This is a genomic window from Bacillus cytotoxicus NVH 391-98 (assembly GCF_000017425.1).
Lineage (GTDB): Bacteria > Bacillota > Bacilli > Bacillales > Bacillaceae_G > Bacillus_A > Bacillus_A cytotoxicus.
Map to the genome: position 1 here is coordinate 712,885 of NC_009674.1, position 25,030 is coordinate 737,914.

Consider the following 25,030-nt stretch of genomic DNA (forward strand, 5'->3'; position numbering starts at 1 on the left):
TCAGTGAGGGATGAAGCCCCCCACTGATTAAAGTTTCACTTTATGTAACAAGCCATTTTCACGAAAAAGAAAGAAAAGATAAGAAAATAGATGATAAAATAATTATATTCAGTAATGTAAGCGGTTATATGGCAAGAAATCTTATTATTTTCAGTAATTTTATTCTTTACAAGTCAAAAATAGAGGAGTATATTTACTCTCATAAATTATTTATAAAAATTTCCAAAAATAACCTTATATCGCTGAGTCCAATGATTTGGAGCGGGGGAACCAATTTTGTGCATTGTCACTTGGGGTGAATCTTTCATGATGAAAGTAGGGCTACTCTTTAGGCCCGAATCCGACAGCTAACTTCGTAAGCGTTTGGAGAGGAGGTTTACTTTTGTGTTGTTCATTTTTGAACACTGAGTAGAGCCTCAGTGTTCTTTTTTTAGTGGTTCGATGGTAAAAAAATACATTTTGTGAGGGATAAACATGTTAGATATTCTGATGATTGGATTTTGTATTCTACTCGTATTCTCCATGATTGGTCTAGCAAAATGGTCGGATAAAGTTGTGAAAGAAGGGAAATCGAAATGACGATTATACTTTCGACCGTAGTACTCTTTCTTACAGGCTACTTAGTTTACGCGTTATTAAATCCAGAAAAGTTCTAAACTAGGAGGAAGAAGCAATGGTAACATGGGTCGCAGCTATCGTAACGATAGTATTGTTTATATTACTTGCAAAGCCAATGGGAACATATGTAGAAAAGGCGTTTCAAGGGAGTAGAACGTTAGAGAAAGTGTTTGGTCCGATAGAGAGTATCATTTTTAAAGTAGGTGGCATTCAGAAAAAGAATCAAACTTGGATCCAATACGTATTTGCGATGTTATTTACGAATGCTTGTATGATTTTGTTTGTATATCTTGTTTTTAGATTACAAGGCGTTCTACCATTAAACCCAAGTAAAGTAGAGGGAATGGAACCGACACTTGCATTTCATACAGCGATTAGCTTTATGACGAATACGAATTTACAGCATTATAGTGGTGAAAGTGGATTATCGTACTTAGCACAAATGATTGGGATTACGTTCATGATGTTTACAGCGCCAGCGACAACATTGGCATTTGCAATTGCATTTATTCGAGGATTAGCTGGAAAAGAAGTAGGAAACTTCTTTGTTGATTTTGTTCGAGCGATTATAAGGGTGTTAATGCCAATTGCATTTATTATGGCACTTATATTCGTCGCGCAAGGAATGCCACAAACATTGAGCGGCAGCGCAGTCGCTCAAACGCTTGAAGGAGCAAAACAAGTGATTCCGCGGGGGCCAATTGCTTCGTTAGAATCTATTAAAATGCTAGGAAATAATGGTGGTGGATTTTTTGGAGTAAACTCTGCACATCCTTTTGAAAATCCAACAGCGATTACGAATGTGTTACAAATGATGCTTATGATGTTTATTACAACATCACTGCCATTCACATATGGAAGAATGATTGGTAGTAAGAAACAAGGAAGAATTTTATTTGTATCAATGCTTATAATGTTTGTCATTGGATTTGGTATGGCTGTTACAACCGAATTACAAGGAAACCCCGTTTTAAATCAATTTGGCATGGACCATGCACAAGGGAATATGGAAGGAAAAGAAGTTCGATTCGGTACAATAATGACAGCACTCTTTGCAACAGTTACGACAGCATCGGAAACAGGTGGTGTGAACGCGATGCATGATACGTTTACCCCGCTTGGAGGGATGCTTACACTTGTGAACATGCTTTTAAATACGGTGTTTGGTGGCGTTGGAGCAGGGTTTATTAATGTGATAATGTATGCGATGATTGCTGTCTTTATTTCAGGATTAATGGTTGGACGTACGCCAGAGTTTCTTGGGAAAAAGCTAGAGGGAAAAGAGATGAAACTTATTGCTGTTACATTATTATTTCAACCTTTATTAATTCTCGGAGCATCGGCAGTTGCATTTTCTACCAATTTTGGTACAGAAGCGATTACAAATTCAGGATTTCATGGCATTACACAAGTAATCTATGAATTTACTTCATCAGCAGCAAATAATGGTTCTGGTTTTGAAGGATTGGCGGATAATACACCATTTTGGAATATTTCAACGGGACTTGTAATGTATGGAGCGCGTTTCTTCAGCTTAGTAACAATGCTTGCTGTTTCGGTATCTTTAAAAGAAAAAGCAGTCGTACCAGAAACAGTCGGAACATTCAGAACAGATAATGGACTATTTGGAGGGATTTTTGTTGGCACAATCTTTATCGTCGGTGCGTTAACTTTCTTTCCAGTATTAGTATTAGGACCAATTGCAGAGTTTCTGACTCTATAAGAAAGAAGCGAGGAGAATCAATATGAGACCAGTGATAGTAAAAGGGAAGCATGTGCAGGTTATGTCATCTTCCAAAAGAGAAGATGGTGAGGTAAGAAGTGCGAAAACAATGGATCGTGATATTGTATCAAATGCTTTTAAACAAGCAGTTTTGAAATTAAATCCAAAGCAAATGATAAAGAATCCAATTATGTTTGTTGTCGAAATTGGATTTTTCATTACATTGCTTTTGTCGGTTGTACCGAGTTTATCAACAAATGTTCCGTTATGGTTCAATATAACGGTCACACTTGTTCTTTTATTCACAGTTTTCTTTGCAAATTTTGCAGAAGCATTAGCAGAAGGACGCGGGAAAGCACAAGCAGATTCATTAAAACAATCAAAAAAGGATGTTTATGCGAATATCGTAAAGGAAAATGGAGAAATTACTCGGGTTTTAGCATCTAACTTAAAAAAAGGTGATATGGTTCTTGTAAAACAAGGAGAAATGATTCCAGGTGATGGGGAAGTTATTCGTGGTTTAGCATCTGTAGATGAATCGGCAATTACAGGTGAATCGGCACCAGTAATGAAGGAAGCAGGCGGTGATTTTTGCTCTGTGACAGGCGGTACAATGGTTGTGAGTGATGAGATTACGATTCGAATTACAAGTAATCCTGGCGAATCTTTCTTAGATAAAATGATCTTATTAGTAGAAGGGGCAACGCGTCAAAAAACGCCGAATGAAATAGCGTTAAATACAGTATTAATAAGTTTAACATTAATCTTTCTCATTGCAGTTGTAACGCTTCCGTTATTTACAAATTATTTAGGATTTCAAATTGATACTTCCATTCTTGTTGCGTTACTCGTTTGTTTAATTCCAACAACAATAGGCGGACTATTATCCGCAATTGGGATTGCTGGTATGGATCGTGTAACAAAGTTTAATGTACTCGCAATGAGCGGAAAAGCAGTGGAAGCAGCAGGTGATATTAATACAATCATTTTAGATAAAACAGGTACGATTACATTTGGAAACCGGATGGCACATGCTTTACTGCCTGTCGGAAATGAAACAATAGAACAATTAGCGAAATGGGCGGCACTTAGCTCGGTGTTAGATGAAACACCGGAAGGACGTTCTGTTATGGATTATGTACAATCAAAAGGGTTTTCTTACAATGTATCTAAGGAAGAGATAGGAGAATTCGTTCCTTTTAAAGCTGAAACGAGAATGAGCGGTATGGATCTAAAAAGCGGGGAAAAAGTAAGAAAAGGAGCAGTTGGTGCCGTAATTGATTGGGTACAATCTCAAAGAGGAAAGATTCCAACCGATTTACATCAAAAAGCCGATTTAATCGCCAAAGAGGGTGGTACACCACTTGCGGTTGCAGCGGGAAATCGTATTTTCGGTTTAATCTATTTAAAAGATACTGTAAAACCTGGTATGCGTGAGCGTTTCGAACAGCTTCGGCAAATGGGAATAAAAACAATGATGTGTACAGGAGATAATCCGTTAACAGCGGCAACGATTGCAAAAGAAGCAGGGGTAGATGAATTTGTGGCTGAATGTAAACCGGAGGATAAAATAGCTGTTATTAAAGCAGAGCAAGAATTGGGTAAATTAGTTGCGATGACAGGTGATGGGACAAATGATGCTCCAGCGCTGGCACAAGCGGATGTTGGTCTTGCAATGAATAGTGGTACCGCAGCAGCGAAAGAAGCGGCAAATATGATTGATTTAGATTCTAATCCAACAAAAATTATTGAAGTGGTTGCGATTGGAAAGCAGCTATTAATGACGCGCGGTGCATTAACGACATTTAGTATTGCAAATGATGTAGCAAAATACTTTGCGATTATTCCAGCGATGTTTACAGTTGCAATTCCGCAAATGGAGGCACTTAATATAATGGGATTGCACTCACCGCTTTCTGCTATTCTGTCAGCGCTCATTTTTAACGCGCTCATCATCCCGATGTTGATTCCACTTGCAATGAAAGGAATTGCATATAAACCGATGAGTTCCAATACGCTACTTTTTCGTAACTTATTGATTTATGGTTTTGGTGGTGTACTTGTACCATTTATTGGGATTAAGTTGGTCGATTTAGTCGTTGGACTATTCATTTCATAGAGAAGGGAGAGATACACATGACTGAGAAACAAAATTTGTTTGGACCTGTTGTTCGCTTAACTGGAGTACTTGTTGTTCTATGTGGTTTGATTTATCCAGCCATGGTAACGGGAATTGCACAAGGGGTAATGAAGGATCATGCAGATGGAAGTTTAATATATGAGAAAGGAGAAATCATTGGATCTAAACGAATTGGACAGGAGTTTACCTCCGCCAAATATTTTCATGGACGTATATCAAGTATTGCCTATAAAGCGGAAGGGTCTGGATCAAATAACTATGCACCTTCTAATCCGGAGTTACGACAACGTACAGAAGAAAGTATTGAAAAATGGAAGGAAGATAATCCTTCTGTCCCAGTAAGAGAAGTACCAATAGATTTAGTAACAAATTCAGGTTCAGGGCTGGATCCGGATATTAGTCCTAAAGCGGCATACGCACAAGTAGACCGCGTTGCAAAAGAAACGAAAATTTCGAAAGAGGAGTTAAAGGCTATCATTGCTTCGCATATAGAAGGTCGTGCATTTGGATTATATGGAGAAGAACGTGTGAATGTTTTACAGTTAAATATGGAAGTCAAAAAACGAATACAATAAAAAATAGACTACCTCAATCCTATTTTGATTGAGGTAGCTTCCTTTTGTAAAGGAGTGAGATTATGTACGCTGAAGAATATGAGCCGAAATTTCAAAGAAGGTCACCGGAGGATTATTTAGAAGAAATACAGAGAATGAATAGAGGAAAACTAAAATTATACGTCGGGGCAGCACCTGGTGTTGGGAAAACGTATAAAATGCTACTTGATGCACATGAAATGAAGAAAGAAGGGCTAGATGTTGTTATTGGGCTGGTTGAAACACATGGGAGAAAAGAAACGGAAGCGGCTATTTTGGATTTAGAAATAATTCCTTTACAAGAAATAGAGTATAAAAGAAAGCGATTTTATGAGCTGAATGTAGAGAAAATTATAAAGCGAGCACCGCAAGTAGTCGTGGTAGATGAACTTGCGCATAGCAATATTCCAGGAGCGAAACATAAAAAAAGGTATATGGATGTAGAAGAACTATTAGAGGCGGGAATATCAGTATTATCTGCATTTAATATTCAACATTTAGAAAGTGTTCATGATATCGTAGAACAGATTACAAATATAAAAGTAAGAGAGCGTATTCCTGATTGTATTTTACAAAAAGCAAATGAGATTCAACTTGTTGATGTTACGCCAGAAGTGTTACGGAAAAGGTTAAGAGATGGAAAGATATATAAGGAAGAAAAGATTAAGCAAAGCTTGGAACACTTTTTTACTATTAATAATTTGGGGGCTTTACGAGAGTTATCGCTGAGAGAAGTTGCCGATGATATGGATGAGAAAATGAGTCAATCACTCATAGAACCGATTGGTGTAAAAGAAAAGATCCTCGTTTGTGTGCAATATAGTTTGGCGGCAGAAAAATTAATTCGGCGTGGATGGCGGATGGCGAATCGGTTAAATGCTGAATTATTTGTATTAAATGTAGAAAGAGGCAACGTAGAATCTATTTCAGCAGGAAGAAGACAAATCATTGCTGAATGGAAAGCATTGACGAAACAGTTTGAGGCAACATTTCTATTAGAAGAGGCAAAGGGGAGAAAGCCAGCAGCTGTTATGATTGAAGTTGCAAAACGATTACAAGTTACACAAATTTTGCTTGGACAATCTGCAAGAACGAGGTGGGAAGAAATTTGCAAAGGTTCGATTGTGAATGAAATCATGAGGGAAACGAAGTATATCGATATTCATATTGTTGCTGATCAAAGGAAGTAAAAAAGAGAATGTTCAGAAGTAGTGAGACACTTTATCTGAACATTCCTTTTATATTATATTTCGCTATTTTTCGGTAGCTGTTTCCTTACATATAAGACGATGATGAGAAATAGCATTGCACCTATGAAGAAAATCCAAAAGTAATTTTGCGAAAAAAATAGAAAACCACCAATCATTGGACCTGTGCTCATTCCGATATACCGAATGAAATTGTACATCCCAATTGCAGTTGCTCGCTCCTTAATAAATTCTTCTGTTAACAAAGTTGTGTGAGTGGGCAGCGATATTCCCATGCTAAAACCGTATAGGGATATCGCAATAAGAAGAATGAGGATGTTTATATCATATGTGAAGGAGAATAAGAGAACACATAGGATATTGAAAAAGCTAGTAATCAGTAAAGCTTGTTTTGGCGAGAGCCATCTTTGGAAAAACTTATAGCAATAACTTCCTAGCATCATACATAAGGCCAGCGGTACAAACGTCATTCCAATTTCATGCACATTTAGATGGAATACGTTTGTAAGTATGCTAGGTAAAAAAACGAGGAAACAAAAATACATACAAAATTGCATAAAGCCGATGAGGGCAATAGAGAGACCAATTTTATGTTTGAAAAGATTCCAATAAAGACTGTTTTTTTTAGTTGTGGTAAGGATAGATGGCTTTGTTTCAGGAAGTAATATGATATTAACAATGGGTAAAAATATTCCAGTTATAGATAAAAATAGAAAAACAGTTACATGCCCATTTATGTCCCCAAGATAGCCACCAATTAGTGGACCGATAGTAGGAGCGAGGGCAAGTATCGTTTGATAAATGCTCATTGCTTTTCCACGTTCTGTCCCTTCAAATAAGTCCCCAATAATGGTGGCCGCTACAATCGGAATGGCAGCAATTCCGGACGCTTGAATCGTTCTAAATATAAGGAATACATACATATTTGTTGCAAAAGAACAGCCGATTGCGCCAATGGTTCCGATGCATAGACTAGGAATTAGGATATATTTTCTGCCTTTCATATCAATGAGTGGACCATAAACGAGCTGCATCACTGCGAGAATAAAAGTGAAAAGTGAAACGGTTAAATGAACAAGGGAGAGCGAAGTGTGAAAAGTAGTTTGAATCATTGGTAAAATAGGTGTATAAATATTTTGAGCCAAAGATCCTAATAGAGCACTCAAACAAACAGTGTATAAAATAGATTGTAATTTTATTGACGATAATGCCTGTTTCATAGTAGAACCTCCTTTTGTTTCCTAGGAAACTAAATATATTGTATCATGATTTTATTCCTTGTAAAGATGAAAAAATAAATTTAAAATGATATAGAGTTAAATTGTTTCTGTGGAAACATATATAATATAACGGAGGCGAATCGATTGGATCGTGCAGAGAAGCAAAGAGAAATACTTTCGGACATTCGGACACTTTTTCATAAAAAAGAAGAATATATGAAGGATAATCATGCCCGTTTTCTTCAGGAGGCAGGTGTGGGGGAGATGTCGTTATCAGAACTACATGTCATTGAATGTATTGGAAACAAAGGTTTAATAAATGTAACAGCGATTACGGAAGAAATGGGAATGACAAAAGGAGCTATTTCTAAAATTTGTACGAAGCTGTTTAACAAAAAGTATGTTGAAAAGATGAAAATGTTGGATAATCAAAAAGAAATATTCTTTTGTTTGACAGAGAGTGGAAATGAAATCTATAGAGCTCATGAGAAGTTGCATCAACAAGTTGAGGAGAAATGGCTTTTTCTTTTGAATCAGTATACAGAGGAAGAATTGTTGTTCATCCAAAGATTTGTAAGAGATGTAGGAGCACATTTAGAGACGCGTACAAAATAAAGAATGCTGCTATTTGAACTGTCATGTGAAGAGTAAAAGAGGCTAAGTCTTTTGAATATGTTTTTTTACACCTACTCATATATAATAGAAAGAGATACTTAACAATATGAATAATTAAATAGTCTAGGTATATAAAGAGGAGAGGAAGAAATGCTTGAAAATACGGGGTTAGTATTAGAAGGCGGCGGTATGCGCGGCGTATATACTGGTGGGATACTTGAATACTTTATGGAACAAGATTTATATTTTCCGTATGTCATTGGTGTTTCCGCTGGTGCTTGTCATGCAGCGTCGTATCTTTCTAGACAAAGAAATCGAAATAAGGTAGTAAATATTGATTACGCACAACATCCAAGATATTTATCATATAAGAACTTTTTAAAAAAGCGTCAACTATTTGATATGGATTTCATTTTTCATGAAATTCCGGAGAAGCACGTTCCTTTTGATTTTGAAACATATTTTAATAGTCCAGAACGTTTCGTTGTTGGAACGACCGATTGTGAAACAGGACAGCCTGTTTATTTTGAAAAAGAAGGAACGAACGAAGATGCATTAAACTTATTGCAAGCGTCTAGTTCTTTGCCATTTATTGCACGGATTGTAAACTATCGTGGCAAGCAATTATTAGATGGAGGAATCTCTGATCCAATTCCAGTTCGTAAGGCGCAGACAGATGGATATAAAAAGTCAGTTGTGATTTTAACAAGAAATCATGGATATACAAAGAAAAAAACAAAGTTTGGATGGGTTGTAGCTAGGGCCTACAAAAAATATCCGCATCTTGTTCGTGCTATGCTTACTCGTTATGAATTATATAACGAAACACTTCATTATATTGAAAAAGAAGAGGCAGCAGGTAATTTATTTGTCATTCGCCCTGAAATGCCATTGCAAGTAGATCGTATGGAAAAAGATGTGACAAAACTACAAGGCTTATATGAGCAAGGATATGAAGACGCAAAAAGAAAATTTGCAGATTTACAAGCATTCTTGCAAAACTAAATGTAGTTGTAATGATTGTTTCGCACTGGTGAGATGACGAAATTTGTTGGCTGATGGCTAAGTCATTAAACTTGATAAGGAAATGAAGAATAATAAAAAATAATAAAAACCCTTAGCTCACAATTTTGTGTGCTAAGGGTTTTTATTAATGTGGTAAGAAAATTAATTGATAAGCAAATAAAATTCCAAATATATATACAAGCGGGTGAACAGCATTGAATTTACCTTTTGCCATTTTCATAAGTGGGTATGAAATAAATCCAAGGGCAATCCCTGTTGAGATACTGGATGTAAGTGGCATGCTTAAAATCACTAAAAATGCTGGGAATGCTTCATCAAATACATCCCAATCAATGTTACGTACAGCACCCATCATTAAGCTACCAACGATAATTAATGATGGTGATGTGATTGCTGAAACGCCAGATACAGCACTTACTAAAGGACCGAAGAATGCTGCAGCTACAAACAATACAGCAACTGTAATTGTTGTTAAACCAGTGCGGCCACCAGCTGCCACGCCCGCAGAGGATTCAATGTAAGCTGTTGATGGTGTTGTTCCAAACATAGAACCAATTGTTGCTGAGAAAGAATCTGATAGAAGAGCTCGTCCTGATTTTGGAAGTTTGCCATCTTTCATAAATCCACCTTGCTGAGCTACTCCAAGTAATGTACCCGTTGTATCGAACAATGTAACAAGGAAGAATGAAAAGACAACGCCGTACAATCCGTATTGGATAACATCAGAAACAGCAGTAATTGGATTAGAAACAATAATTCCTTCAGGTAATCCAGGCATGGATGTAATGCCGTTTGAGAATGTTAATTGTCCCGTGAAGTAAGCAATTATTCCCGTTAATAACATTCCGATAAAAATAGCACCATTTATATTTAAGGACATAAGAATAAGCGTAATTCCAAGACCTGCGAACGCTAGTAACACAGGAGCAGAGTGAAGGTCACCAAGTCCTACTAAGTTAGAGTCATGTTTTGTTACGATTCCTGTCATGCGTAAGCCGATAAAAGCAATAAATAAGCCAATGCCAGCAGTGATTGCATGTTTTAAGTTATTCGGAATGACTTCCATTAATTTTGTACGGAAAGATGTGAATGATAATAAAATTAAAATCATACCTGCCACAAATACAGCAGAGAATGCAATTGTAAATGTCATGCCTTCGTGTGCTTTTACTACCGAGTATGAGAAGTAAGCATTCAGTCCCATACCTGGAGCAATTGCAATTGGTAAGTTTGTAAAGATGGCCATAAATAATGTTCCGACAATAGCAGCAATAATTGTTGCTGTAAATGCTTGCTCAAAAGGAACACCCGCATCTCCAAGGATAACAGGGTTTACGACAATAATATATGCCATTGTTAAAAAGGTGATTATACCTGCCATAATTTCAGTTTTAATAGAAGTTTTATGTTTTGAAAGGTTAAACATATAAACATCCTTTCTGTTTACGAATGATTCTAGCAACAGTTATATATAATATTCGTTTTTTGTTTTTTTGCAAGAGTTTTGTACAAAAAAAGTTTATACCATTTTGTATTTTATGTTTTGATGTCGAATATTAGTCATAAAACGATGTATACAATTCGTGTTTTTTCCGCTATTGATGGATAGTAAGACTCCTCTTTAAAATGCAGTGAAAGTACTTGATACATAATTACTTTTAGTAGATATGTACATGATAAGAAGAAAAGAGTAAGAAGGAGTTGAAAGAACGGATGACACAGCAGAAAACATTTTTAACATTGCCACCGCAACATCAAAATAAACAACCGGGAGTAGAGTCTCTTATGAATCCACTTCCTCAATATGATAATCCGTACTATAAGGGAAGCGGGAAATTAAAAGGAAAATATGTGCTTATTACAGGGGGAGATAGTGGCATTGGAAGAGCGGTATCAGTTGCTTTTGCAAAAGAAGGGGCAAATATCGCAATTGCTTATTTAGACGAACATGAAGATGCAAATGAAACAAAAAAGTTAGTAGAGAAACATGGTGCAAAGTGTATATTGCTTCCAGGAGATGTAAGTGATGAACAACATTGTGAGCAAATTGTGAAAGAAACTGTTTCTCAATTAGGTGGTCTCAATATTCTTGTCAATAATGTCGCGCAGCAATATCCGCAGCAAAGTTTAGAATATATTACTGCGCAGCAACTTGAAAAAACATTTCGTATTAATATCTTTTCTTATTTTCATGTTACAAAAGCGGCATTAGTACATTTAAAGCAGGGCGATGCTATTATTAATACAGCATCTATTGTCGCATATGAAGGAAATGAGCAACTTATTGATTATGCGGCGACAAAGGGAGCGATTGTTGCTTTTACAAGGTCGCTTGCAAAGTCATTAATGCAAAAAGGAATCCGGGTAAATGGTGTCGCACCGGGCCCTATTTGGACGCCACTTATTCCATCAAGTTTTGATAAAAAGAAAGTAGCTGAATTTGGAAGCGATGTTCCAATGAAGAGACCTGGACAGCCGTATGAATTGGCACCAGCTTACGTATATTTAGCTTCAGAAGATTCAACCTATGTCTCAGGACAAATGATTCATGTCAATGGTGGAGTGATTGTAAATGGATAAAGTGAAATTTTAATCAGTGGGGGGCTTCATCCCTCACTAATCGGGCTGCTATTTCTCTAAAATAGTGGATAAAGAAAAAGGAAAGAAGAGTATTCATATTTTATTCATAAGAATCGGCAGTATAGCAAAAGCTAATGGTACCATTGTATATGGTGGTACTGGGGGGATATAGATGAAAAAATTATGGCTAGCAGTCATCCTCTTTTTCAGCCTGCCGATTCATACGCTTGCTGAGACAGATCATCTCATATTGATTAATTTGACGACCAATCAATTATCTTTTTTTGAAAATGGGAATTATGTAAGAACATTTCCGGTAACAACAGGAAGTCCTCGTACACCAACTCCTGAAGGAAGCTTTTGCATCATTAATAAATATAAAAATAAAGAGTATCATCGAAAAAAAATTCCAGGTGGTGCTCCTAATAATCCACTTGGAACAAGATGGCTCGGCTTAAATGAAAAGGAATATGCAATTCATGGAACAAATCGTGAAGGCACGATTGGAAGGCGAGAATCCAATGGATGTATTCGCATGCATGATCGCGATATACAATGGTTGTATGATCGCGTATCCGTACAGACAAAGGTAATTATCTCAAGCTTTCATGCATCTCCAGAACAGGCAGCTCATATGTATGGGTACCGCGTTGTAAGTTGGAACGGTCGCAAAGTAGAAGAAGATCAAATTGGAATGTTGACGCTTGTAGATCGCATGAATTTATATTGGCAAGAACCAAATGGGCAATTGACAAAAATAAAGACAGTGTTGCCGAATGAGCGATATCCGGTCTATTCTCAACGAAAAAGGGGGTACTATTATATAGGGAATAATTTTTATATGATAGATGAATCAGGAGAGAAGACTCACTATGAACAATTACCTCATTCCGTTTTGAGCAATATATATAAACGAAAATATAATATTCAATAATAGCTACCGTAAATTTTTGGTAGCTTATTTGGAATGTTTCCCCAATTTGTCATATGTTGAATATAATACAGTATAGATTGGGGGGCGGATATATGAAGAAAGGAAATAGTGAATTTGCTTTTAAAATTTTTTTAATTACAACTGGTTTATTTGTTGTGTATTTATATGCACTGCTGTTCTTTTTCCTGTATGTACCATATGTTGATCTACTTTTAATGATAGGTTTTATTTGGGCTTTTATTGAAGCAAGAGATGGCGAGGAAGGAACATATCGAGAAATTACTTTGTGGGGAACAATTGTGATTGTGATCTTATACATGATACTCATGCATGATGCTTGGCAATATGGGAGTATTATGATATGAAATAGTGCAGAAGAAAACCCCTCATCTTTCATACGATGAAGGGTTTTGATTTAATATTTTGGTTTAAAGGTTTGACAACACGTTTCAAAGCTTGTTGTGACTGCACTTTCAAATGTTTCACCTGTTAAAGCTGCATTTGTATAGGAATTATCTCCTGGTTGATTTGCATTTTGATCATCAGGCTGAACGAAGATTGCAGTTGCTTGACAAAAGTTGCCTTGTCCCCAAAAGGAACAATTGGAAACGGAACAGCGTACTTCTGGCATAAAACCCCTCCTTATATAGTAGTGTGGGATTTTATATCCATTTCATGTATAGCGGAAGTTTCCTTTTCTTGTTACTTTTTCGTTTCTTTCAACCATTTACGAAAGGTTTCTTTGCCTGGGTCGCCGCTGATGCGACTTACTTCTTTTCCTTCTTTATAATGAATGATTGTTGGAGTCCCTTTAATGTTGAACTCGTCCCAAACAGCATCAGGCTCTTTTTCGATATCGATCACTTTCATATCAACATTCAAATCTTTCGCAAGAGGGACAACGATAGGAGACACCTTTTGACAATGTACACAATTTGTTTGATAAAAGTAAATGGTCTGGTCTTTTTTGTCTGTAATATTTTTACGAAGCTCCTCCAGGGTAATCTTGTTTGCATAGTAATCTTTTTTACTATTATCTTCCATAAATCTTACACCCCAAAGGGCCACAAATAAAACGATAACAATACCGCCAAATATAAGCAGTTTTTTCATGATTTCATCTCCTTATTTATTTTTTATGATTATAAAGCTACAAATGATGATGGTCATAAATCCGATTAATGCTAGAAATGGAATCGTGATGAAACCAAACCAGTTTATATATTCTCCTGTACAAGGGACACGTCCGCAAACTGCTCCGGCTTCTGAAAACGCTGGGATTTTTTGGATTCCATAGTGATATAAAGAAATGCAAGCACCAATACTTGCGATTGGCAAGGAATAGGAAGCGATGCGATAGTCTTTTTTCGCTATAGCTATACCAAGCCATAAAACGAATGGATACATAAAAATACGTTGATACCAGCAAAGCACACAAGGTTCGAATTTCATAATTTCAGAAAAATATAAGCTTCCAAGTGTAGCGATAAAAGAAGCTCCCCAAGCGGTCAATAAAGCGTATTCTTGTTTCTTTTCACGGTCCATGTTTTTACCTCTCTTATAATAGTTACATACTAAATTATAGTATGAAGAGGACATGAAAATAAAGAAAAAATATTTTTATCAAGAAAATTTATCGTAGTAAAAACAAAAAACAAGGTATACCACCTTGTTTTTATGAGTTATTTACAGCTCTTGTGACGTTGAAAAAACGTTGAAGAGCTTCTTTATTTTTTTCGGGATGTATTTGTAATATGGAGCCTGCATGCTCAATAAAAGCATGATTATACTCATTCTCAAGAGGAACACGCATGGTTTCTATTTTTGGTGTTGATAATAGACTATTGCGAATTGCAAATAGCGTTTGTACATCTAAATTTGTTTGGATGTCTGGTGCGATTTTTTGTGCCATTGCTGGTATATCAAGCATTCCATCTAGAGAATGCATCTTACGAGTAAATGTTCGTTTAACTGCTTGAAGTACTTCTTGTTGCCGTCTTACACGACCAAAATCACTCTCTTTATCGTGACGAAAACGAGCATATTTTAATAATTCTTTTCCATGAAGAGCCTGCATCCCAGGTGCTACAGATAATTTCATGTCATCGATAATGGATTGCGTGACATGTACTTTAATTCCTTCTGGTGCGATTGTATCTACAATGTTAACAAACGCTTGAAAATCGATTGTTACGTAATGGGAAGTGTCAATTCCGAAATTGTGATGAATTGTTTTGCGTAACAGTTCTGGACCACCGTAGTAGTAGGCAGCGTTAATTTTATTATATTTTTTGTCATAGGTAGGAATTTCTACATAGCTATCGCGCATAATAGAAGCGAGTTTGGCTGTATGCTCTTTTTTATTATATTGAGCAATCATAATGGTATCCGCACGCCCATGTTGTTCGTCGCGTGAATCACTGCCGATAATGAGAAGATTGTATGTATATTTATCTTGTTTCTTTCCATGAAATGAATCCATGTTTTTCTTTGGTTGACAACCGGTTAAGACTGTAATGGTACAAAGGAATATGTATAACAGTTTCCGCAAAGTTATCACGTCCAATTCACAATCATATATGTATTATGAACATGAATGTGGAAAAACATTCAAAAAGTTGGCGATTTCTACATGAGATAGCAACTAACCGATCAATCCCGTTACTTCATCGTTAGTAAAATTAATGCTTGTAAAAAGAGCCCGTCCAAAAATAATTCTTCTTGGACAAGCTCTTTCTTTACATTTGTAGCTGTTCAATTTCTTCCATATAGGACTTTTGTGAGGCATGGTCAATATATTGGAATAACAGTTGTAGTTGTTTATCTACTTCAGATAATTGTTTTCCATATTGATACGCATGTAAAAAGCGTTCAATTCGTTTTGAAAATATTTGATCTTTTGTTTGTACCATTAAAACAAGTAACTTATCCCAATTACAACAATATGTGTAATAGAGCGCTTTGTCGTAGTCGTTGTAGGTGTTCATTGTGTACCTCCTTACCGAGGAGTTACATATAGTGTGTGAAAGATAAGTGGAAATACACGTGAAAGAATTTGCTAATAAACAACGAGAGGATTCCTCGTTTTTAAGCTTTGGGCATTGGTGTAGGCGTCGGTTTTGCATAGCCTTCTTTATATGTATTGTCGATGTAATTTCTAATTTCAAGTAGAGACTTTCCGTTTTGCTGCATAGATGCAGATTTGACTGCAATTTCTAAACAGTTTACACATGTTGTTGCATGGGAGTCCCAAACAACTTCTCCATTTTGTTTTATTTCCTTAATAAAACAATTTTTATTACTTTTATGTCCCACATTTTCACCACATCCACAGTAACAAGGAATCCAACTTAATAATTCGGCGTTGTTTCCTGCGACTGTATAGATATCTTTTAGTTGTGGGTCTAGCTTGTCTAAAAAGGTTGGGAGTGTTTCTACTCCATTTGTTTTTTCTTGCACGTCACCTTGTGCAATGTGAGAAGCATGATCTTCTTTTGATCTTGAAACTTTCTTGTCATGTGCACTACTACATCCAGTAAGGAGTAGGCTCATGATTACAAGTAGAGAGAATATATATTTTTTTATATGCTTATCCTCCTTTAGCTACGTATTAATTGAATTGTATCAAATTCTCTACTGTTATGGAGCAGTTTTTTTCTTTTTCCATCGCCAGCGAATCGAGTGCCATATACAAAGTAAGGGAATGTATGTATATACAATATACATTCCAGTTTGAGATAAAGTGGTGTTTAATATGTTGATACTTTCTCGATTTGTAAAAAATAAAGAGGCGATGAATACAATTGTAATAAAAAAAGGGAGTGTAACTTTAAATGAGATATGGAAAGAACGCTTTACAGAACGACAAGCTGACCAGATTGTTAAGCATAGGTTGGGTAAAATAATCAGTAACCAAATAAAAATAATAATGTACTCAAATCGTTGAATAAAAGGAACTTTAATAATTTTTAACATCGTTAATGTTGGCCAGATGGTGTGATTTAGTAAGCCTTCACTAAAATACATAATAGAAACGGCCGCTAACACTCCATATACAATGGTAGTAAATAAAATACCACCATGAGCCCATTTTTTAAATGATTTTCCTTTTTCAATAAATGGATAAAAAACAAGTATGGCTTCAAATCCTAAAAATTCTAATGAAGAATCTTTAGCTGATTGTAACATTTCAATAGGTGAGTGTATGAAAATTGGTAATATGTTACGAAAATGAGCATATTGTAGTGGGAAAACTAAAAAAAGAACAACGAAAATGGGTAATACAGTTCCCCAAAAGCAGATTCCAGTTACAGAGCGGAATCCTCCTTTTAATGCATAGTAAGTAACAAGTAAAAAAAGTAAAGTCAACGTCCATCCTTTTATGGTAGGGAATACCCAAACTTGAATTACTTCAATATATGTCCGTAGAACGGTAAGACAAAATAATAGAAAATAAAAAGTGAAACATAAAGTTAAGAAAGACCCAATCCATTTTCCGAAGCATGTTGTATGGATCTGAACTAAATCATCATCTTTCTCTAACATTTTTAACATACAAAATAATACAATATGAGTTGCAGCACCAGCTATAATGATAGCAATCCATGCGTCATGACCAGCGCTCTTTATAATAATTCGTTGATAACCAAGAATACCCACTCCAATTTGTAAGGAGTGTAGTAAAAAAAATATGAAATAAGGAGAAACAGTTTTTGTTTTTTCAGTGCTTTTCGTACTCATCTTATCACCTCACTATTCTCCGATGCCAGATTGTACAATATTCACATTTACATCAACATGAATATCTGTTGAAGGATACATCTTTCTAATTTCTTTTATGTTCCATTCCCTTGTTCGGCTTCTCATTTCATCACATATACCTAATGGATCTATGTTTTTTTGCTGGAATTCTTGAATGAGTTGTTCTGCTTGTTTTTTTAGCGTATTTTCTACTTGTTTTCGAATGAAAGAAATATTTTTTTTATTTGTTAAGTTCATCCAATTAGGGGAGCTTGTGATTAATCCGTTTAGCTTTAAACGAATGCGTGCTTTCGCTGTATGATCCATATTGTTAACTTGGTAGATGCTTTTGCCAGATAAATTTTGAATCACAACGAGCCCTTTATGTTTCCCTTTTTGAATAGGTACTTCATAGTGGCCATTTTTTGTTGGATTCATAAGAAGTTTGACTAAAAAGGATCCTTGGTTATCCGTATACATGACGACTTTATCTTTTTTTAAAAAGGCAAGTCCTTTCACTGAAACTGCCTGGTCTTTATCGATTGAAATATACGGCAAAAAAGGGTCACGTACTTTTGAGTAATAGTCATATAAAAACAAATTTAAAGCTGTACGAGGAATCGTTTCATTTCGTACATTTTGTTCCAGTAAATCAGCAAGATATAAGGAACCGTGTGTTTTTACATGCTGTAAAAGCTTTTTAGATGAACCATCAACAAGAGCGAGTTGTACATCGCGACCAATGTTCGGATTGCGCTGTAAATTATTCACTATTTCACCTATTCCATATGTGCCAAAAGACTTTCCAAATAAGACGACACGCATTTGTCCAACTACAATATTATGCGGAGACTTTGCGTTCAAACGAGACGTAATCGTTTCGAGTGAAATTGCTGTCGTTGTTTGCGTTTTCGGTTTCGTATTTACACCATGGGTATATTCGGGATATAAAATAGTTCCTTGAAACTCCTGTTTTTTTGATATATCAAATCCAGCTGCATGAATCATTCTTTGTGTATCTACTGTATGCATTTGTGCGCATCCGAATTGAGAGCATAGCAAAATAATGACTAAAAAAGATAATATTCTTCTCATGTTTTCTCTCCATCGTATTTTTGTTTTGCTTTTTTAGCGTCATAACGCCATTGTGACTTTGGGCGTAAGAAAGAAGGGCGATTTGCCGTTTGACTAAATGGAAGACGAAGAAATCCTTTCGCTGTACTTAAACCACGGAATGGATATAACGGCAATAAATAAGGCGATCCAAGTGATTTTAAATGAAGTAAATGAGTTAAAATGAATACAAATCCGATAATGAGACCGAGACCTCCAAATGCACCAGCTAAAAGGATAAGTGGGAATCGGAGTAAGCGAATTGTAGATGACATTTTGACAGTTGGCGTTGTGAAAGATGCAAGAGCGGATAAAGCGACCGCAATTAATAAAATGGTGCTTGTTAAAGCTGCTTCAACAGAAGCTTGTCCAATTACGATTCCACCAACAATTCCAAGGGTTTGCCCGACTTTTGTTGGTAAACGCGCACCTGCTTCACGTAATAACTCAATTGTAATTTCTAAAAAAAGTGCTTCTAAAATTGGTGGGAAAGGTACATTTGCTCGAGAAAAAATAATCGGACCTAATAAATCTGCCGGAATCATTTGATAATGATACGTTAATACTGCTGTATAAATCGCAGAAGAAAATAACGAGAAGATCGCACCAAAAAAACGTATCATCCGAAAAAAAGAGCCAATAAGCCACGGCAAATAATAATCTTCCGGTGAAATAAAGAAATCTAATAAAGTTGTTGGACCAGCTAATGCATAAGGTGATCCATTTGTTAAAATGAGCACTTGTCCATTGATTAAAGCAAATACAGATCGGTCAAGTCGCTCTGTCGGTAGTAGAACGGGAAATGGCGAATTACTATTATCACTAATAAATTGCTCAATCATTGTTGCGTCAAAAGGAACATCAAAATCAATGCCCTCTAAGCGTTGAATAGCAGTATGAATATGTTGTTTATTCGTAATGCCTTCTATATAAGCTACGGCAACTTTTGTTTTGGATATAGATCCAACCGTAATTTCTTTGAAAATTAATTGTTCTGTTACAATATTTTTGCGTAGTAAGTGAATATTGATATCAATATTTTCGACAAGCCCGATTTTAGGTCCAATGACGCTATACTCATTTTCTGTATCGTTATATGTACGAGCTCCTATTGATGTATTTTCTACACGTATAAGGACATATTGTTTTGAATGGTTTTGCATTTGAATGAGAACATATCCAGCTAATAATTTTTCACGAATATCATCAATAGAAGGAGAGACGACAATGTCTTCCATGGGAATGCTATTTGCTACATCCGTTATATTTTTCAGCTTATTTAACTGCTTTTTGAGCGGTGTTAAAATAAACTGCTCAATGAGGCGTGCATCGACTACCGTTTTGTAATAAAAAAGACAGAGTGTTTCGTCCTGTACAATAGGGTAGGAAACAAAATCAAGAGATTCTTTCATTGTATGAATAAATTCAGGAATAGAACAAGGCGTCTTTTTCTTTGTCGATCCTTGTTTTTTTGATGAAAATTTGAACATCATATCCACCTCTTTTCCTTTATAAGTTGCTTTCGTTAGTTTTTGGGGATAGCGAAATATTATACGGTAAAATAAGGAGAATGTTTATGATGAAAAACTTGTGAACATGTCAAGTTTTTTAATTCATAGTAACTCTCGCTATTTTAGGGCAGGATTTTGATGGCTTTTCAACATAAAATATTGATTAATGATAGAAAACTAAGTTATAATCGAAATTGAAAATCACTATCAATAACAAACGTATACATATAGAGTAAAATAAGGGAGAGAACAATATGACTACATATACTTCCATTGCAAATGTCATGAAAGAAAGGCGATCGATTCGTACATTTATAGATAAAGCAGTTGAGAAAGAGCTATTAATTGAATTATTAAATGATGCGGCATGGGCACCGAACCATAAACATCGTGAGCCATGGAATTGTAAATTATTTATTGGCGAAGGGCGCAAGAAACTAGTAGATGCCGTATTAAATTCTTTTACAGAAGAAGAAAAAGCAAAGCGCGGTAAAATTTTATCCGATCGTTTCTTAAGCACACCTGCTCAAATCGTTGTTTATATGGATGAAGATCCACGTCAAATTCAGCGTGATGAAGATTATGCCGCAACATGTGCATTTATGCAAAACTTTCAATTGCTTGCGTGGGAACGCGGTTTAGGCTCTGTTTGGAAAACAGGTGGATTAATTTATAATCCATTATTTATAGAAGGAATTGGACTAACAAAGGGACAGCGCATCATTGGTATTCTTCATGTCGGTTATTTCGATAAAACGCCAGAAGGAAAAGCGCGCACACCGATTGTGGAGAAACTAGATATTATTGAAGAGTAATAAGGATAGAAAAAGTGACACTTCACATTGATAGTGTCGCTTTTTCTATCCTATTTTACAATCGAATTGTTTTGTAATTTGGGGCATTTTTTCTGTAATTGTGCAATAAAGGCTTCTTCGTTTTGTGGTGAAAGTTTCAAACTGCTAAAAAGTGAATTTCAATCCCTTCTAATGTTGCAGCTAACCGAAACCCGAGCATCATGTCATTTGTTTTATTGACCTTTGTCATATGGGGGATACGGAATGCTGCATCGAAATGGCCCACAGCGTGCATAAAGAGTTTCTTCTCTAAATTCATATCGAATATCAGACATAATCCAAAACAAAAAAAATTAATTCGTATAATTAACGAGAGTAAAATAATAAAGTCAACAGAAGTTAATGTAGAATCTAGAAATAGTGGAAGTGCTAGCAATAAATGAGGTAGTAGTAGTCCAAGTCCCGAAACAATATAGAAAAGGACTCGTTCTCGGCGAACAGCCCATACTTCATATCATCAGCTCCTTTATGATACATATGGAATGAGATTGTGTATATTTTAATATTCTATATTATAGTAGGAATTTCTGTTTACATTCAGGAAACGAAATGATTCCGATATGCATGAGAATTTTGTTTAGTTTTCATGAAAGCTTGTTTCCCTTCATACACTTTCTTAAGGGAGAGTGTAAGGAGGGAAAATAATGAGAGCGAGTGATGATAAAGCACTGCAATATGCGATTGCTGAAATTACAGAGATTGCGACTGGGTTTGGACTAGATTTTTATCCGATGCGCTATGAAGTATGCCCAGCGGAAATTATTTATACATTTGGTGCGTATGGCATGCCAACACGTTTTTCACATTGGAGCTTTGGAAAACAGTTCTTCAAAATGAAGCTGCATTATGATTTGGGACTTAGTAAAATATATGAACTTGTGATTAACTCGGATCCATGTTATGCATTTTTATTAGATACGAATTCTTTAATTCAAAATAAATTAATTGTGGCGCACGTATTGGCGCATTGTGATTTCTTTAAAAATAATATTCGCTTTTCGAATACGAAGCGCGATATGGTGGAAAGCATGGCTGCGACTGCTGATCGTGTTAAAGCGTATGAGCATAAATATGGAAAAGAAGAGGTCGAAAAATTTTTAGATGCTGTACTTGCAATTCAAGAGCATATTGATCCATCGCTCATGCGTCCAAAATTAGCATGGAGCATCGAGGATGTGGAAGAAGCAGAAAAGAAACGAGTTTCAGAATACGATGATTTATGGAGATTAGATGAACAAAATGAAAAGAAAGAACCAGCGCGAATAAGAAAAAAGAAAAAAATTCCACCAAGACCTGAAAAAGATTTGCTTTTATTTATCGAAGAGTATAGCCGAGAACTAGAGGAATGGCAGCGCGATATTTTAACGATGATGAGGGAAGAAATGCTTTATTTTTGGCCACAGCTTGAAACGAAAATCATGAATGAAGGTTGGGCTTCGTTTTGGCATCAACGCATACTCCGTGAAATGGATTTAACATCCGATGAATCGATTGAATTTGCGAAATTAAATGCAGGCGTTGTGCAACCTTCTAAAACGAACATTAATCCGTATTACCTCGGTATTAAAGTGTTTGAAGATATTGAAGAACGCTATAATAACCCGACCGAAGAGATGAAGCGCCGCGGGGTGAAGCCTGGGTCAGGTCGTGAAAAAATCTTTGAAGTACGGGAAATTGAATGGGATGTATCATTTTTAAGAAACTATTTAAATAAGGACTTAGTGATGAGAGAAGATATGTACTTATTCCAACGCCAAGGGAAAGAGTATAAAGTAGTGGATAAAGAGTGGGAACATGTTCGCGATCAGCTTGTAAATATGCGGACAAATGGCGGATTCCCATATCTAGTTGTAGAAAATGGAGATTATTTAAAGAATGGCGAGCTATATATTAAGCATTGTTATGAAGGAATTGAGCTCGATTTAAAATATTTAGAGAAAGTACTGCCATATATTTATCAACTATGGGGAAGAACGGTGCATTTAGAGTCGATTGTAGAGAGTAAAGGCGTTGTCTTTTCATATGATGGGAAGATGGTGCATCGGAAGTATGTGTGAAGAATAGTTATGTAATGAAAAGGATGGATAAACAATTGTATTTACATTTTTTGTCCATTCTTTTTCATTTATATGGATCATAAGCAATATTAGTGATTTGACATGAAATATGAACGAGCTGGTCCATCTTGCTGTTTTAAAAAGAGAAATAGAGACTGTCCACAGGTTATAGTTTTGGACGGCCCCTACATAAGTTTGTTTAGTTCCAAATTACTTTCATAATCTTTTCATACTCATCATTCGCTAATTGATATAGCATTCTCGCATGTTCGAAGACAAGCGCTGGGTTAAAATGTGGCTCTGAAAAGGCAAGGGAAGTGGAGATATCGATAATATTTCTATTGTTCAGTGTAAACTTTGCAAATCTATATGATGTGTTCAGCTCGTTTAACATATATAAAATGTCACTTTTGGATGTTGAATCAGCTAATTGTGCAACATTGAAGCAATATATATCTACAGTTGGATGGTCATTATGGAAGGCTGCGATTAGGTGTATTTTTGCGCCACTTTCTGTAGTTAAATTTACTGTGAAATGTACGGAACCATCATTTTCATCAACGATTTCTTCCATATATATATCATTGGACTTTAAATAGTCTTTAAAGTCGGAAATATTATGTTTTACGGCTGCTTTCATTTGTATGTGCCTCCTGTTAATTAAAATATTCTGCTATCTTTTATTATAATTTAAAGATATAAAAATTGATAGTTTAAAAAGTTTTAATTTTAGGAATTCTTAAGTTGATAGATACATAAAGCCCCAGCTTTATTTCTATAGAGCTGGGGCTTTGATTAATTGTTATGAGACTCTGTTTCTGTATCTTCTTCATTTTCATTATGATTTGAATCCTGATTTTCTTCTGCTTCAGGGTTAGATTGCTTTTTCTTATCTGACTCTTTCTTTGTATATGCAGGTAATCCAAGATGTTCACGAAGTTCATTTGTTAAGCTTTTTAAATTCTTTTCATCTGGTTTATAGTAATATATTCTACCACCACCAGCAGATTTGCTGCATGTGTCATCACCTTTAGCCATGTAGCAGTCTGTTCCTTCAATTTGCAATTTTTCAAGTGTAGAATCAGAACCGTATTTATAAAATGATAACATATCATCAAATGTTAAGTTTGTAACGAATTGTCCGTTAATATCATCAATAATATTTCCTACTTTTGTAACTGAACCAACGCTTGTTAGTTTCTTTAAAATTGCTTCAATCACAAGTTGTTGACGTTGTCCGCGCATTGCGTCGCTATCGATATGACGCGTTCTAGCAAGTGCAAGTGCTTCCTCACTATTTAATTTTTGAACCCCTTTTTTCAAGTGAATTGCATCTGGATTATCGTTACTATCTTGTTCTGTGAATTCAACAGGAACATCCACTTTAATGCCACCTAAATCATCAACAATTTTCATAAAGGATTTGAAATTGAATTTGACAAAGTAATCGACAGGAACATGTAGTAATTTTTCTACGGCATCGATACTTGCTTGTGGTCCGCCATTTTTCCCGTTTTTCGCTGAACCGTATGCATGTGCATGTGTAATTTTATCTTTTTTCTTTTCTACGGGAATATATGTGTATGTGTCGCGCGGGATGCTCAATAGCTTGACCGTTTTACTATCTTTATTAAAAGTTGCTAGTAATAGGGCATCAGTACGGATTGCGTTACCGTATTCTTTTCCGCGGACATCGCTTTCATCAACACCCATTATTAATACAGATACATTATTTGTAATAGGTTTTACAGCTTTATCACGCAAATCTGATTTATTACCGCGCGCTAAATCGTGAGCGGCATTTCGAACAGCAGAAGATGCTTTATTGACTAAAAACCAAGTATAACCTCCTCCTATTATTAAAAATAATAAAAGGGCGCTTATAATAATTTTTGTTTTTTTCTTTCCTTTTTTCTTTGTATTACTACGTGTATTCTCTTGTAAAGATGGGTTTTGATCCATTTCATGTACTCCTTCATTTGGATTGAAATACGAAACTCATATCAACTAATTATAATGAAATTTAGTGCAAAAGAACATTACAAATTATTTACATTTCGCAAAAATTCAATTTATTTTATGGGAAGTCAGATTTATA

At 35.7% G+C, this 25,030-nt stretch carries 27 protein-coding genes and 1 riboswitch; of the genes, 13 read left to right on the plus strand and 14 right to left on the minus strand.

The annotated features are described in order from the left end of the window. Positions 1-230: 230 nt before the first annotated feature. Positions 231-376: riboswitch (cyclic di-AMP (ydaO/yuaA leader) on the plus strand. 98 nt (positions 377-474) lie between these two features. From BCER98_RS03590 to kdpDN, 6 genes are all read left to right on the plus strand, one after another. Further along, positions 475-579, plus strand: a complete 105-nt coding sequence (locus tag BCER98_RS03590) for a hypothetical protein (RefSeq protein ID WP_041809453.1) — start codon at positions 475-477, stop codon at positions 577-579. Beyond that, positions 576-656: a K(+)-transporting ATPase subunit F gene (gene kdpF / locus BCER98_RS23575; RefSeq protein WP_081428345.1), complete on the plus strand. Its 81-nt coding sequence runs from the start codon at positions 576-578 to the stop codon at positions 654-656. Before BCER98_RS03590 ends, kdpF begins: the two co-directional genes overlap by 4 nt. Before the next feature lie 17 nt (positions 657-673). Next, a complete protein-coding gene (gene kdpA, locus BCER98_RS03595) occupies positions 674-2,341 on the plus strand; it encodes a potassium-transporting ATPase subunit KdpA (RefSeq protein ID WP_011983727.1) in 1,668 nt (555 codons plus the stop codon). 22 nt (positions 2,342-2,363) lie between these two features. Next, positions 2,364-4,460, plus strand: coding sequence for a potassium-transporting ATPase subunit KdpB (gene kdpB, locus BCER98_RS03600; RefSeq protein ID WP_011983728.1), 2,097 nt, complete (start codon positions 2,364-2,366; stop codon positions 4,458-4,460). Positions 4,461-4,477: 17 nt separating this feature from the next. Then, entirely contained in the window at positions 4,478-5,056 is a 579-nt protein-coding gene (gene kdpC / locus BCER98_RS03605; RefSeq protein WP_011983729.1) for a K(+)-transporting ATPase subunit C, read from the plus strand. Positions 5,057-5,118: 62 nt separating this feature from the next. Further along, positions 5,119-6,264: a KdpD-like non-kinase potassium sensor gene (kdpDN, locus tag BCER98_RS03610; RefSeq protein WP_011983730.1), complete on the plus strand. Its 1,146-nt coding sequence runs from the start codon at positions 5,119-5,121 to the stop codon at positions 6,262-6,264. A 53-nt stretch (positions 6,265-6,317) separates the two neighbouring features. On the opposite strand, the gene BCER98_RS03615 is transcribed toward kdpDN, so the two are convergent. Then, positions 6,318-7,502, minus strand: a complete 1,185-nt coding sequence (locus BCER98_RS03615) for an MFS transporter (RefSeq protein WP_011983731.1) — start codon at positions 7,500-7,502, stop codon at positions 6,318-6,320. A gap of 144 nt (positions 7,503-7,646) precedes the next feature. Here BCER98_RS03615 and BCER98_RS03620 point away from each other — a divergent pair, with 144 nt between their 5' ends. Then, positions 7,647-8,117 carry a MarR family transcriptional regulator gene (locus tag BCER98_RS03620; RefSeq protein ID WP_011983732.1) on the plus strand — a complete coding sequence of 157 codons (471 nt, stop codon included), beginning with the start codon at positions 7,647-7,649 and terminating at the stop codon, positions 8,115-8,117. A 150-nt stretch (positions 8,118-8,267) separates the two neighbouring features. Further along, positions 8,268-9,122 (plus strand): patatin-like phospholipase family protein, encoded by an 855-nt coding sequence (locus BCER98_RS03625; protein WP_011983733.1) that lies wholly within the window; start codon positions 8,268-8,270, stop codon positions 9,120-9,122. 145 nt (positions 9,123-9,267) lie between these two features. Here BCER98_RS03625 and BCER98_RS03630 read toward each other — a convergent pair whose 3' ends face one another. Then, positions 9,268-10,569: an NCS2 family permease gene (locus BCER98_RS03630; protein ID WP_011983734.1), complete on the minus strand. Its 1,302-nt coding sequence runs from the start codon at positions 10,567-10,569 to the stop codon at positions 9,268-9,270. 287 nt (positions 10,570-10,856) lie between these two features. Here BCER98_RS03630 and BCER98_RS03635 point away from each other — a divergent pair, with 287 nt between their 5' ends. The 3 genes from BCER98_RS03635 to BCER98_RS03645 all read left to right on the plus strand — a co-directional run bounded on the left by BCER98_RS03635 (position 10,857) and on the right by BCER98_RS03645 (position 13,022). Continuing rightward, complete coding sequence (locus BCER98_RS03635; RefSeq protein ID WP_011983735.1) at positions 10,857-11,723, plus strand: SDR family oxidoreductase; 867 nt, start codon at positions 10,857-10,859, stop codon at positions 11,721-11,723. Positions 11,724-11,895: 172 nt separating this feature from the next. Beyond that, positions 11,896-12,657 carry a L,D-transpeptidase gene (locus tag BCER98_RS03640; protein ID WP_011983736.1) on the plus strand — a complete coding sequence of 254 codons (762 nt, stop codon included), beginning with the start codon at positions 11,896-11,898 and terminating at the stop codon, positions 12,655-12,657. Positions 12,658-12,749: 92 nt separating this feature from the next. Beyond that, entirely contained in the window at positions 12,750-13,022 is a 273-nt protein-coding gene (locus tag BCER98_RS03645) for a hypothetical protein (protein ID WP_011983737.1), read from the plus strand. Positions 13,023-13,072: 50 nt separating this feature from the next. Here BCER98_RS03645 and BCER98_RS03650 read toward each other — a convergent pair whose 3' ends face one another. The 9 genes from BCER98_RS03650 to BCER98_RS03690 form a co-directional block, all read right to left on the minus strand. Beyond that, positions 13,073-13,288, minus strand: coding sequence for a DUF1540 domain-containing protein (locus BCER98_RS03650; protein WP_011983738.1), 216 nt, complete (start codon positions 13,286-13,288; stop codon positions 13,073-13,075). 71 nt (positions 13,289-13,359) lie between these two features. Continuing rightward, a complete protein-coding gene (locus BCER98_RS03655; RefSeq protein WP_011983739.1) occupies positions 13,360-13,770 on the minus strand; it encodes a thioredoxin family protein in 411 nt (136 codons plus the stop codon). Between the two features lie 12 nt (positions 13,771-13,782). Continuing rightward, positions 13,783-14,202 (minus strand): disulfide formation protein C, encoded by a 420-nt coding sequence (locus BCER98_RS03660; protein WP_011983740.1) that lies wholly within the window; start codon positions 14,200-14,202, stop codon positions 13,783-13,785. A 130-nt stretch (positions 14,203-14,332) separates the two neighbouring features. Next, positions 14,333-15,217, minus strand: coding sequence for an LCP family protein (locus tag BCER98_RS03665; RefSeq protein ID WP_011983741.1), 885 nt, complete (start codon positions 15,215-15,217; stop codon positions 14,333-14,335). Between the two features lie 178 nt (positions 15,218-15,395). Next, positions 15,396-15,644: a YhdB family protein gene (locus tag BCER98_RS03670; protein WP_011983742.1), complete on the minus strand. Its 249-nt coding sequence runs from the start codon at positions 15,642-15,644 to the stop codon at positions 15,396-15,398. A 100-nt stretch (positions 15,645-15,744) separates the two neighbouring features. Continuing rightward, positions 15,745-16,242 (minus strand): PCYCGC motif-containing (lipo)protein, encoded by a 498-nt coding sequence (locus tag BCER98_RS03675; RefSeq protein ID WP_041809460.1) that lies wholly within the window; start codon positions 16,240-16,242, stop codon positions 15,745-15,747. A gap of 54 nt (positions 16,243-16,296) precedes the next feature. Then, positions 16,297-17,397 carry a GerAB/ArcD/ProY family transporter gene (locus BCER98_RS03680; RefSeq protein ID WP_011983744.1) on the minus strand — a complete coding sequence of 367 codons (1,101 nt, stop codon included), beginning with the start codon at positions 17,395-17,397 and terminating at the stop codon, positions 16,297-16,299. A gap of 12 nt (positions 17,398-17,409) precedes the next feature. Further along, entirely contained in the window at positions 17,410-18,492 is a 1,083-nt protein-coding gene (locus tag BCER98_RS03685) for a Ger(x)C family spore germination protein (RefSeq protein ID WP_011983745.1), read from the minus strand. Continuing rightward, entirely contained in the window at positions 18,489-20,000 is a 1,512-nt protein-coding gene (locus BCER98_RS03690; RefSeq protein ID WP_011983746.1) for a spore germination protein, read from the minus strand. Before BCER98_RS03690 ends, BCER98_RS03685 begins: the two co-directional genes overlap by 4 nt. Positions 20,001-20,275: 275 nt before the next feature. Here BCER98_RS03690 and BCER98_RS03695 point away from each other — a divergent pair, with 275 nt between their 5' ends. Beyond that, a complete protein-coding gene (locus BCER98_RS03695) occupies positions 20,276-20,836 on the plus strand; it encodes a nitroreductase family protein (RefSeq protein WP_011983747.1) in 561 nt (186 codons plus the stop codon). A 136-nt stretch (positions 20,837-20,972) separates the two neighbouring features. Here the strand turns inward: BCER98_RS03695 and BCER98_RS22835 are convergent, their stop codons facing one another. After that, positions 20,973-21,110, minus strand: coding sequence for a hypothetical protein (locus BCER98_RS22835; protein WP_237701317.1), 138 nt, complete (start codon positions 21,108-21,110; stop codon positions 20,973-20,975). A gap of 409 nt (positions 21,111-21,519) precedes the next feature. On the opposite strand from BCER98_RS22835, the gene BCER98_RS03705 reads away from it, so the two are divergent. Then, complete coding sequence (locus BCER98_RS03705) at positions 21,520-22,932, plus strand: SpoVR family protein (RefSeq protein WP_011983749.1); 1,413 nt, start codon at positions 21,520-21,522, stop codon at positions 22,930-22,932. Between the two features lie 199 nt (positions 22,933-23,131). Here the strand turns inward: BCER98_RS03705 and BCER98_RS03710 are convergent, their stop codons facing one another. Together BCER98_RS03710 and BCER98_RS03715 are read right to left on the minus strand one after the other, a co-directional pair. Then, positions 23,132-23,572 carry a hypothetical protein gene (locus BCER98_RS03710; protein WP_011983750.1) on the minus strand — a complete coding sequence of 147 codons (441 nt, stop codon included), beginning with the start codon at positions 23,570-23,572 and terminating at the stop codon, positions 23,132-23,134. Between the two features lie 155 nt (positions 23,573-23,727). Continuing rightward, the gene (locus tag BCER98_RS03715) at positions 23,728-24,894 is read right to left on the minus strand and encodes an LCP family protein (protein ID WP_011983751.1); all 1,167 of its coding nucleotides are present in this window, start codon (positions 24,892-24,894) and stop codon (positions 23,728-23,730) included. Between the last annotated feature and the right edge of the window lie 136 nt (positions 24,895-25,030).

Bases quoted from the DNA above. Each gene is read 5' to 3' on its own strand.
- BCER98_RS03590 (WP_041809453.1), top strand. From the start codon at position 475: ATGTTAGATATTCTGATGATTGGATTTTGTATTCTACTCGTATTCTCC.
- BCER98_RS03680 (WP_011983744.1), bottom strand. From the start codon at position 17,397: ATGAGTACGAAAAGCACTGAAAAAACAAAAACTGTTTCTCCTTATTTC.
- BCER98_RS03695 (WP_011983747.1), top strand. From the start codon at position 20,276: ATGACTACATATACTTCCATTGCAAATGTCATGAAAGAAAGGCGATCG.
- kdpF (WP_081428345.1), top strand. From the start codon at position 576: ATGACGATTATACTTTCGACCGTAGTACTCTTTCTTACAGGCTACTTA.
- BCER98_RS22835 (WP_237701317.1), bottom strand. From the start codon at position 21,110: ATGCACGCTGTGGGCCATTTCGATGCAGCATTCCGTATCCCCCATATG.
- BCER98_RS03635 (WP_011983735.1), top strand. From the start codon at position 10,857: ATGACACAGCAGAAAACATTTTTAACATTGCCACCGCAACATCAAAAT.
- BCER98_RS03710 (WP_011983750.1), bottom strand. From the start codon at position 23,572: ATGAAAGCAGCCGTAAAACATAATATTTCCGACTTTAAAGACTATTTA.
- kdpA (WP_011983727.1), top strand. From the start codon at position 674: ATGGTAACATGGGTCGCAGCTATCGTAACGATAGTATTGTTTATATTA.
- BCER98_RS03615 (WP_011983731.1), bottom strand. From the start codon at position 7,502: ATGAAACAGGCATTATCGTCAATAAAATTACAATCTATTTTATACACT.
- BCER98_RS03715 (WP_011983751.1), bottom strand. From the start codon at position 24,894: ATGGATCAAAACCCATCTTTACAAGAGAATACACGTAGTAATACAAAG.
- BCER98_RS03660 (WP_011983740.1), bottom strand. From the start codon at position 14,202: ATGGACCGTGAAAAGAAACAAGAATACGCTTTATTGACCGCTTGGGGA.
- BCER98_RS03625 (WP_011983733.1), top strand. From the start codon at position 8,268: ATGCTTGAAAATACGGGGTTAGTATTAGAAGGCGGCGGTATGCGCGGC.
- BCER98_RS03705 (WP_011983749.1), top strand. From the start codon at position 21,520: ATGAGAGCGAGTGATGATAAAGCACTGCAATATGCGATTGCTGAAATT.
- BCER98_RS03640 (WP_011983736.1), top strand. From the start codon at position 11,896: ATGAAAAAATTATGGCTAGCAGTCATCCTCTTTTTCAGCCTGCCGATT.
- BCER98_RS03650 (WP_011983738.1), bottom strand. From the start codon at position 13,288: ATGCCAGAAGTACGCTGTTCCGTTTCCAATTGTTCCTTTTGGGGACAA.
- BCER98_RS03655 (WP_011983739.1), bottom strand. From the start codon at position 13,770: ATGAAAAAACTGCTTATATTTGGCGGTATTGTTATCGTTTTATTTGTG.
- kdpDN (WP_011983730.1), top strand. From the start codon at position 5,119: ATGTACGCTGAAGAATATGAGCCGAAATTTCAAAGAAGGTCACCGGAG.
- BCER98_RS03630 (WP_011983734.1), bottom strand. From the start codon at position 10,569: ATGTTTAACCTTTCAAAACATAAAACTTCTATTAAAACTGAAATTATG.
- BCER98_RS03645 (WP_011983737.1), top strand. From the start codon at position 12,750: ATGAAGAAAGGAAATAGTGAATTTGCTTTTAAAATTTTTTTAATTACA.
- kdpB (WP_011983728.1), top strand. From the start codon at position 2,364: ATGAGACCAGTGATAGTAAAAGGGAAGCATGTGCAGGTTATGTCATCT.
- kdpC (WP_011983729.1), top strand. From the start codon at position 4,478: ATGACTGAGAAACAAAATTTGTTTGGACCTGTTGTTCGCTTAACTGGA.
- BCER98_RS03690 (WP_011983746.1), bottom strand. From the start codon at position 20,000: ATGTTCAAATTTTCATCAAAAAAACAAGGATCGACAAAGAAAAAGACG.
- BCER98_RS03685 (WP_011983745.1), bottom strand. From the start codon at position 18,492: ATGAGAAGAATATTATCTTTTTTAGTCATTATTTTGCTATGCTCTCAA.
- BCER98_RS03670 (WP_011983742.1), bottom strand. From the start codon at position 15,644: ATGAACACCTACAACGACTACGACAAAGCGCTCTATTACACATATTGT.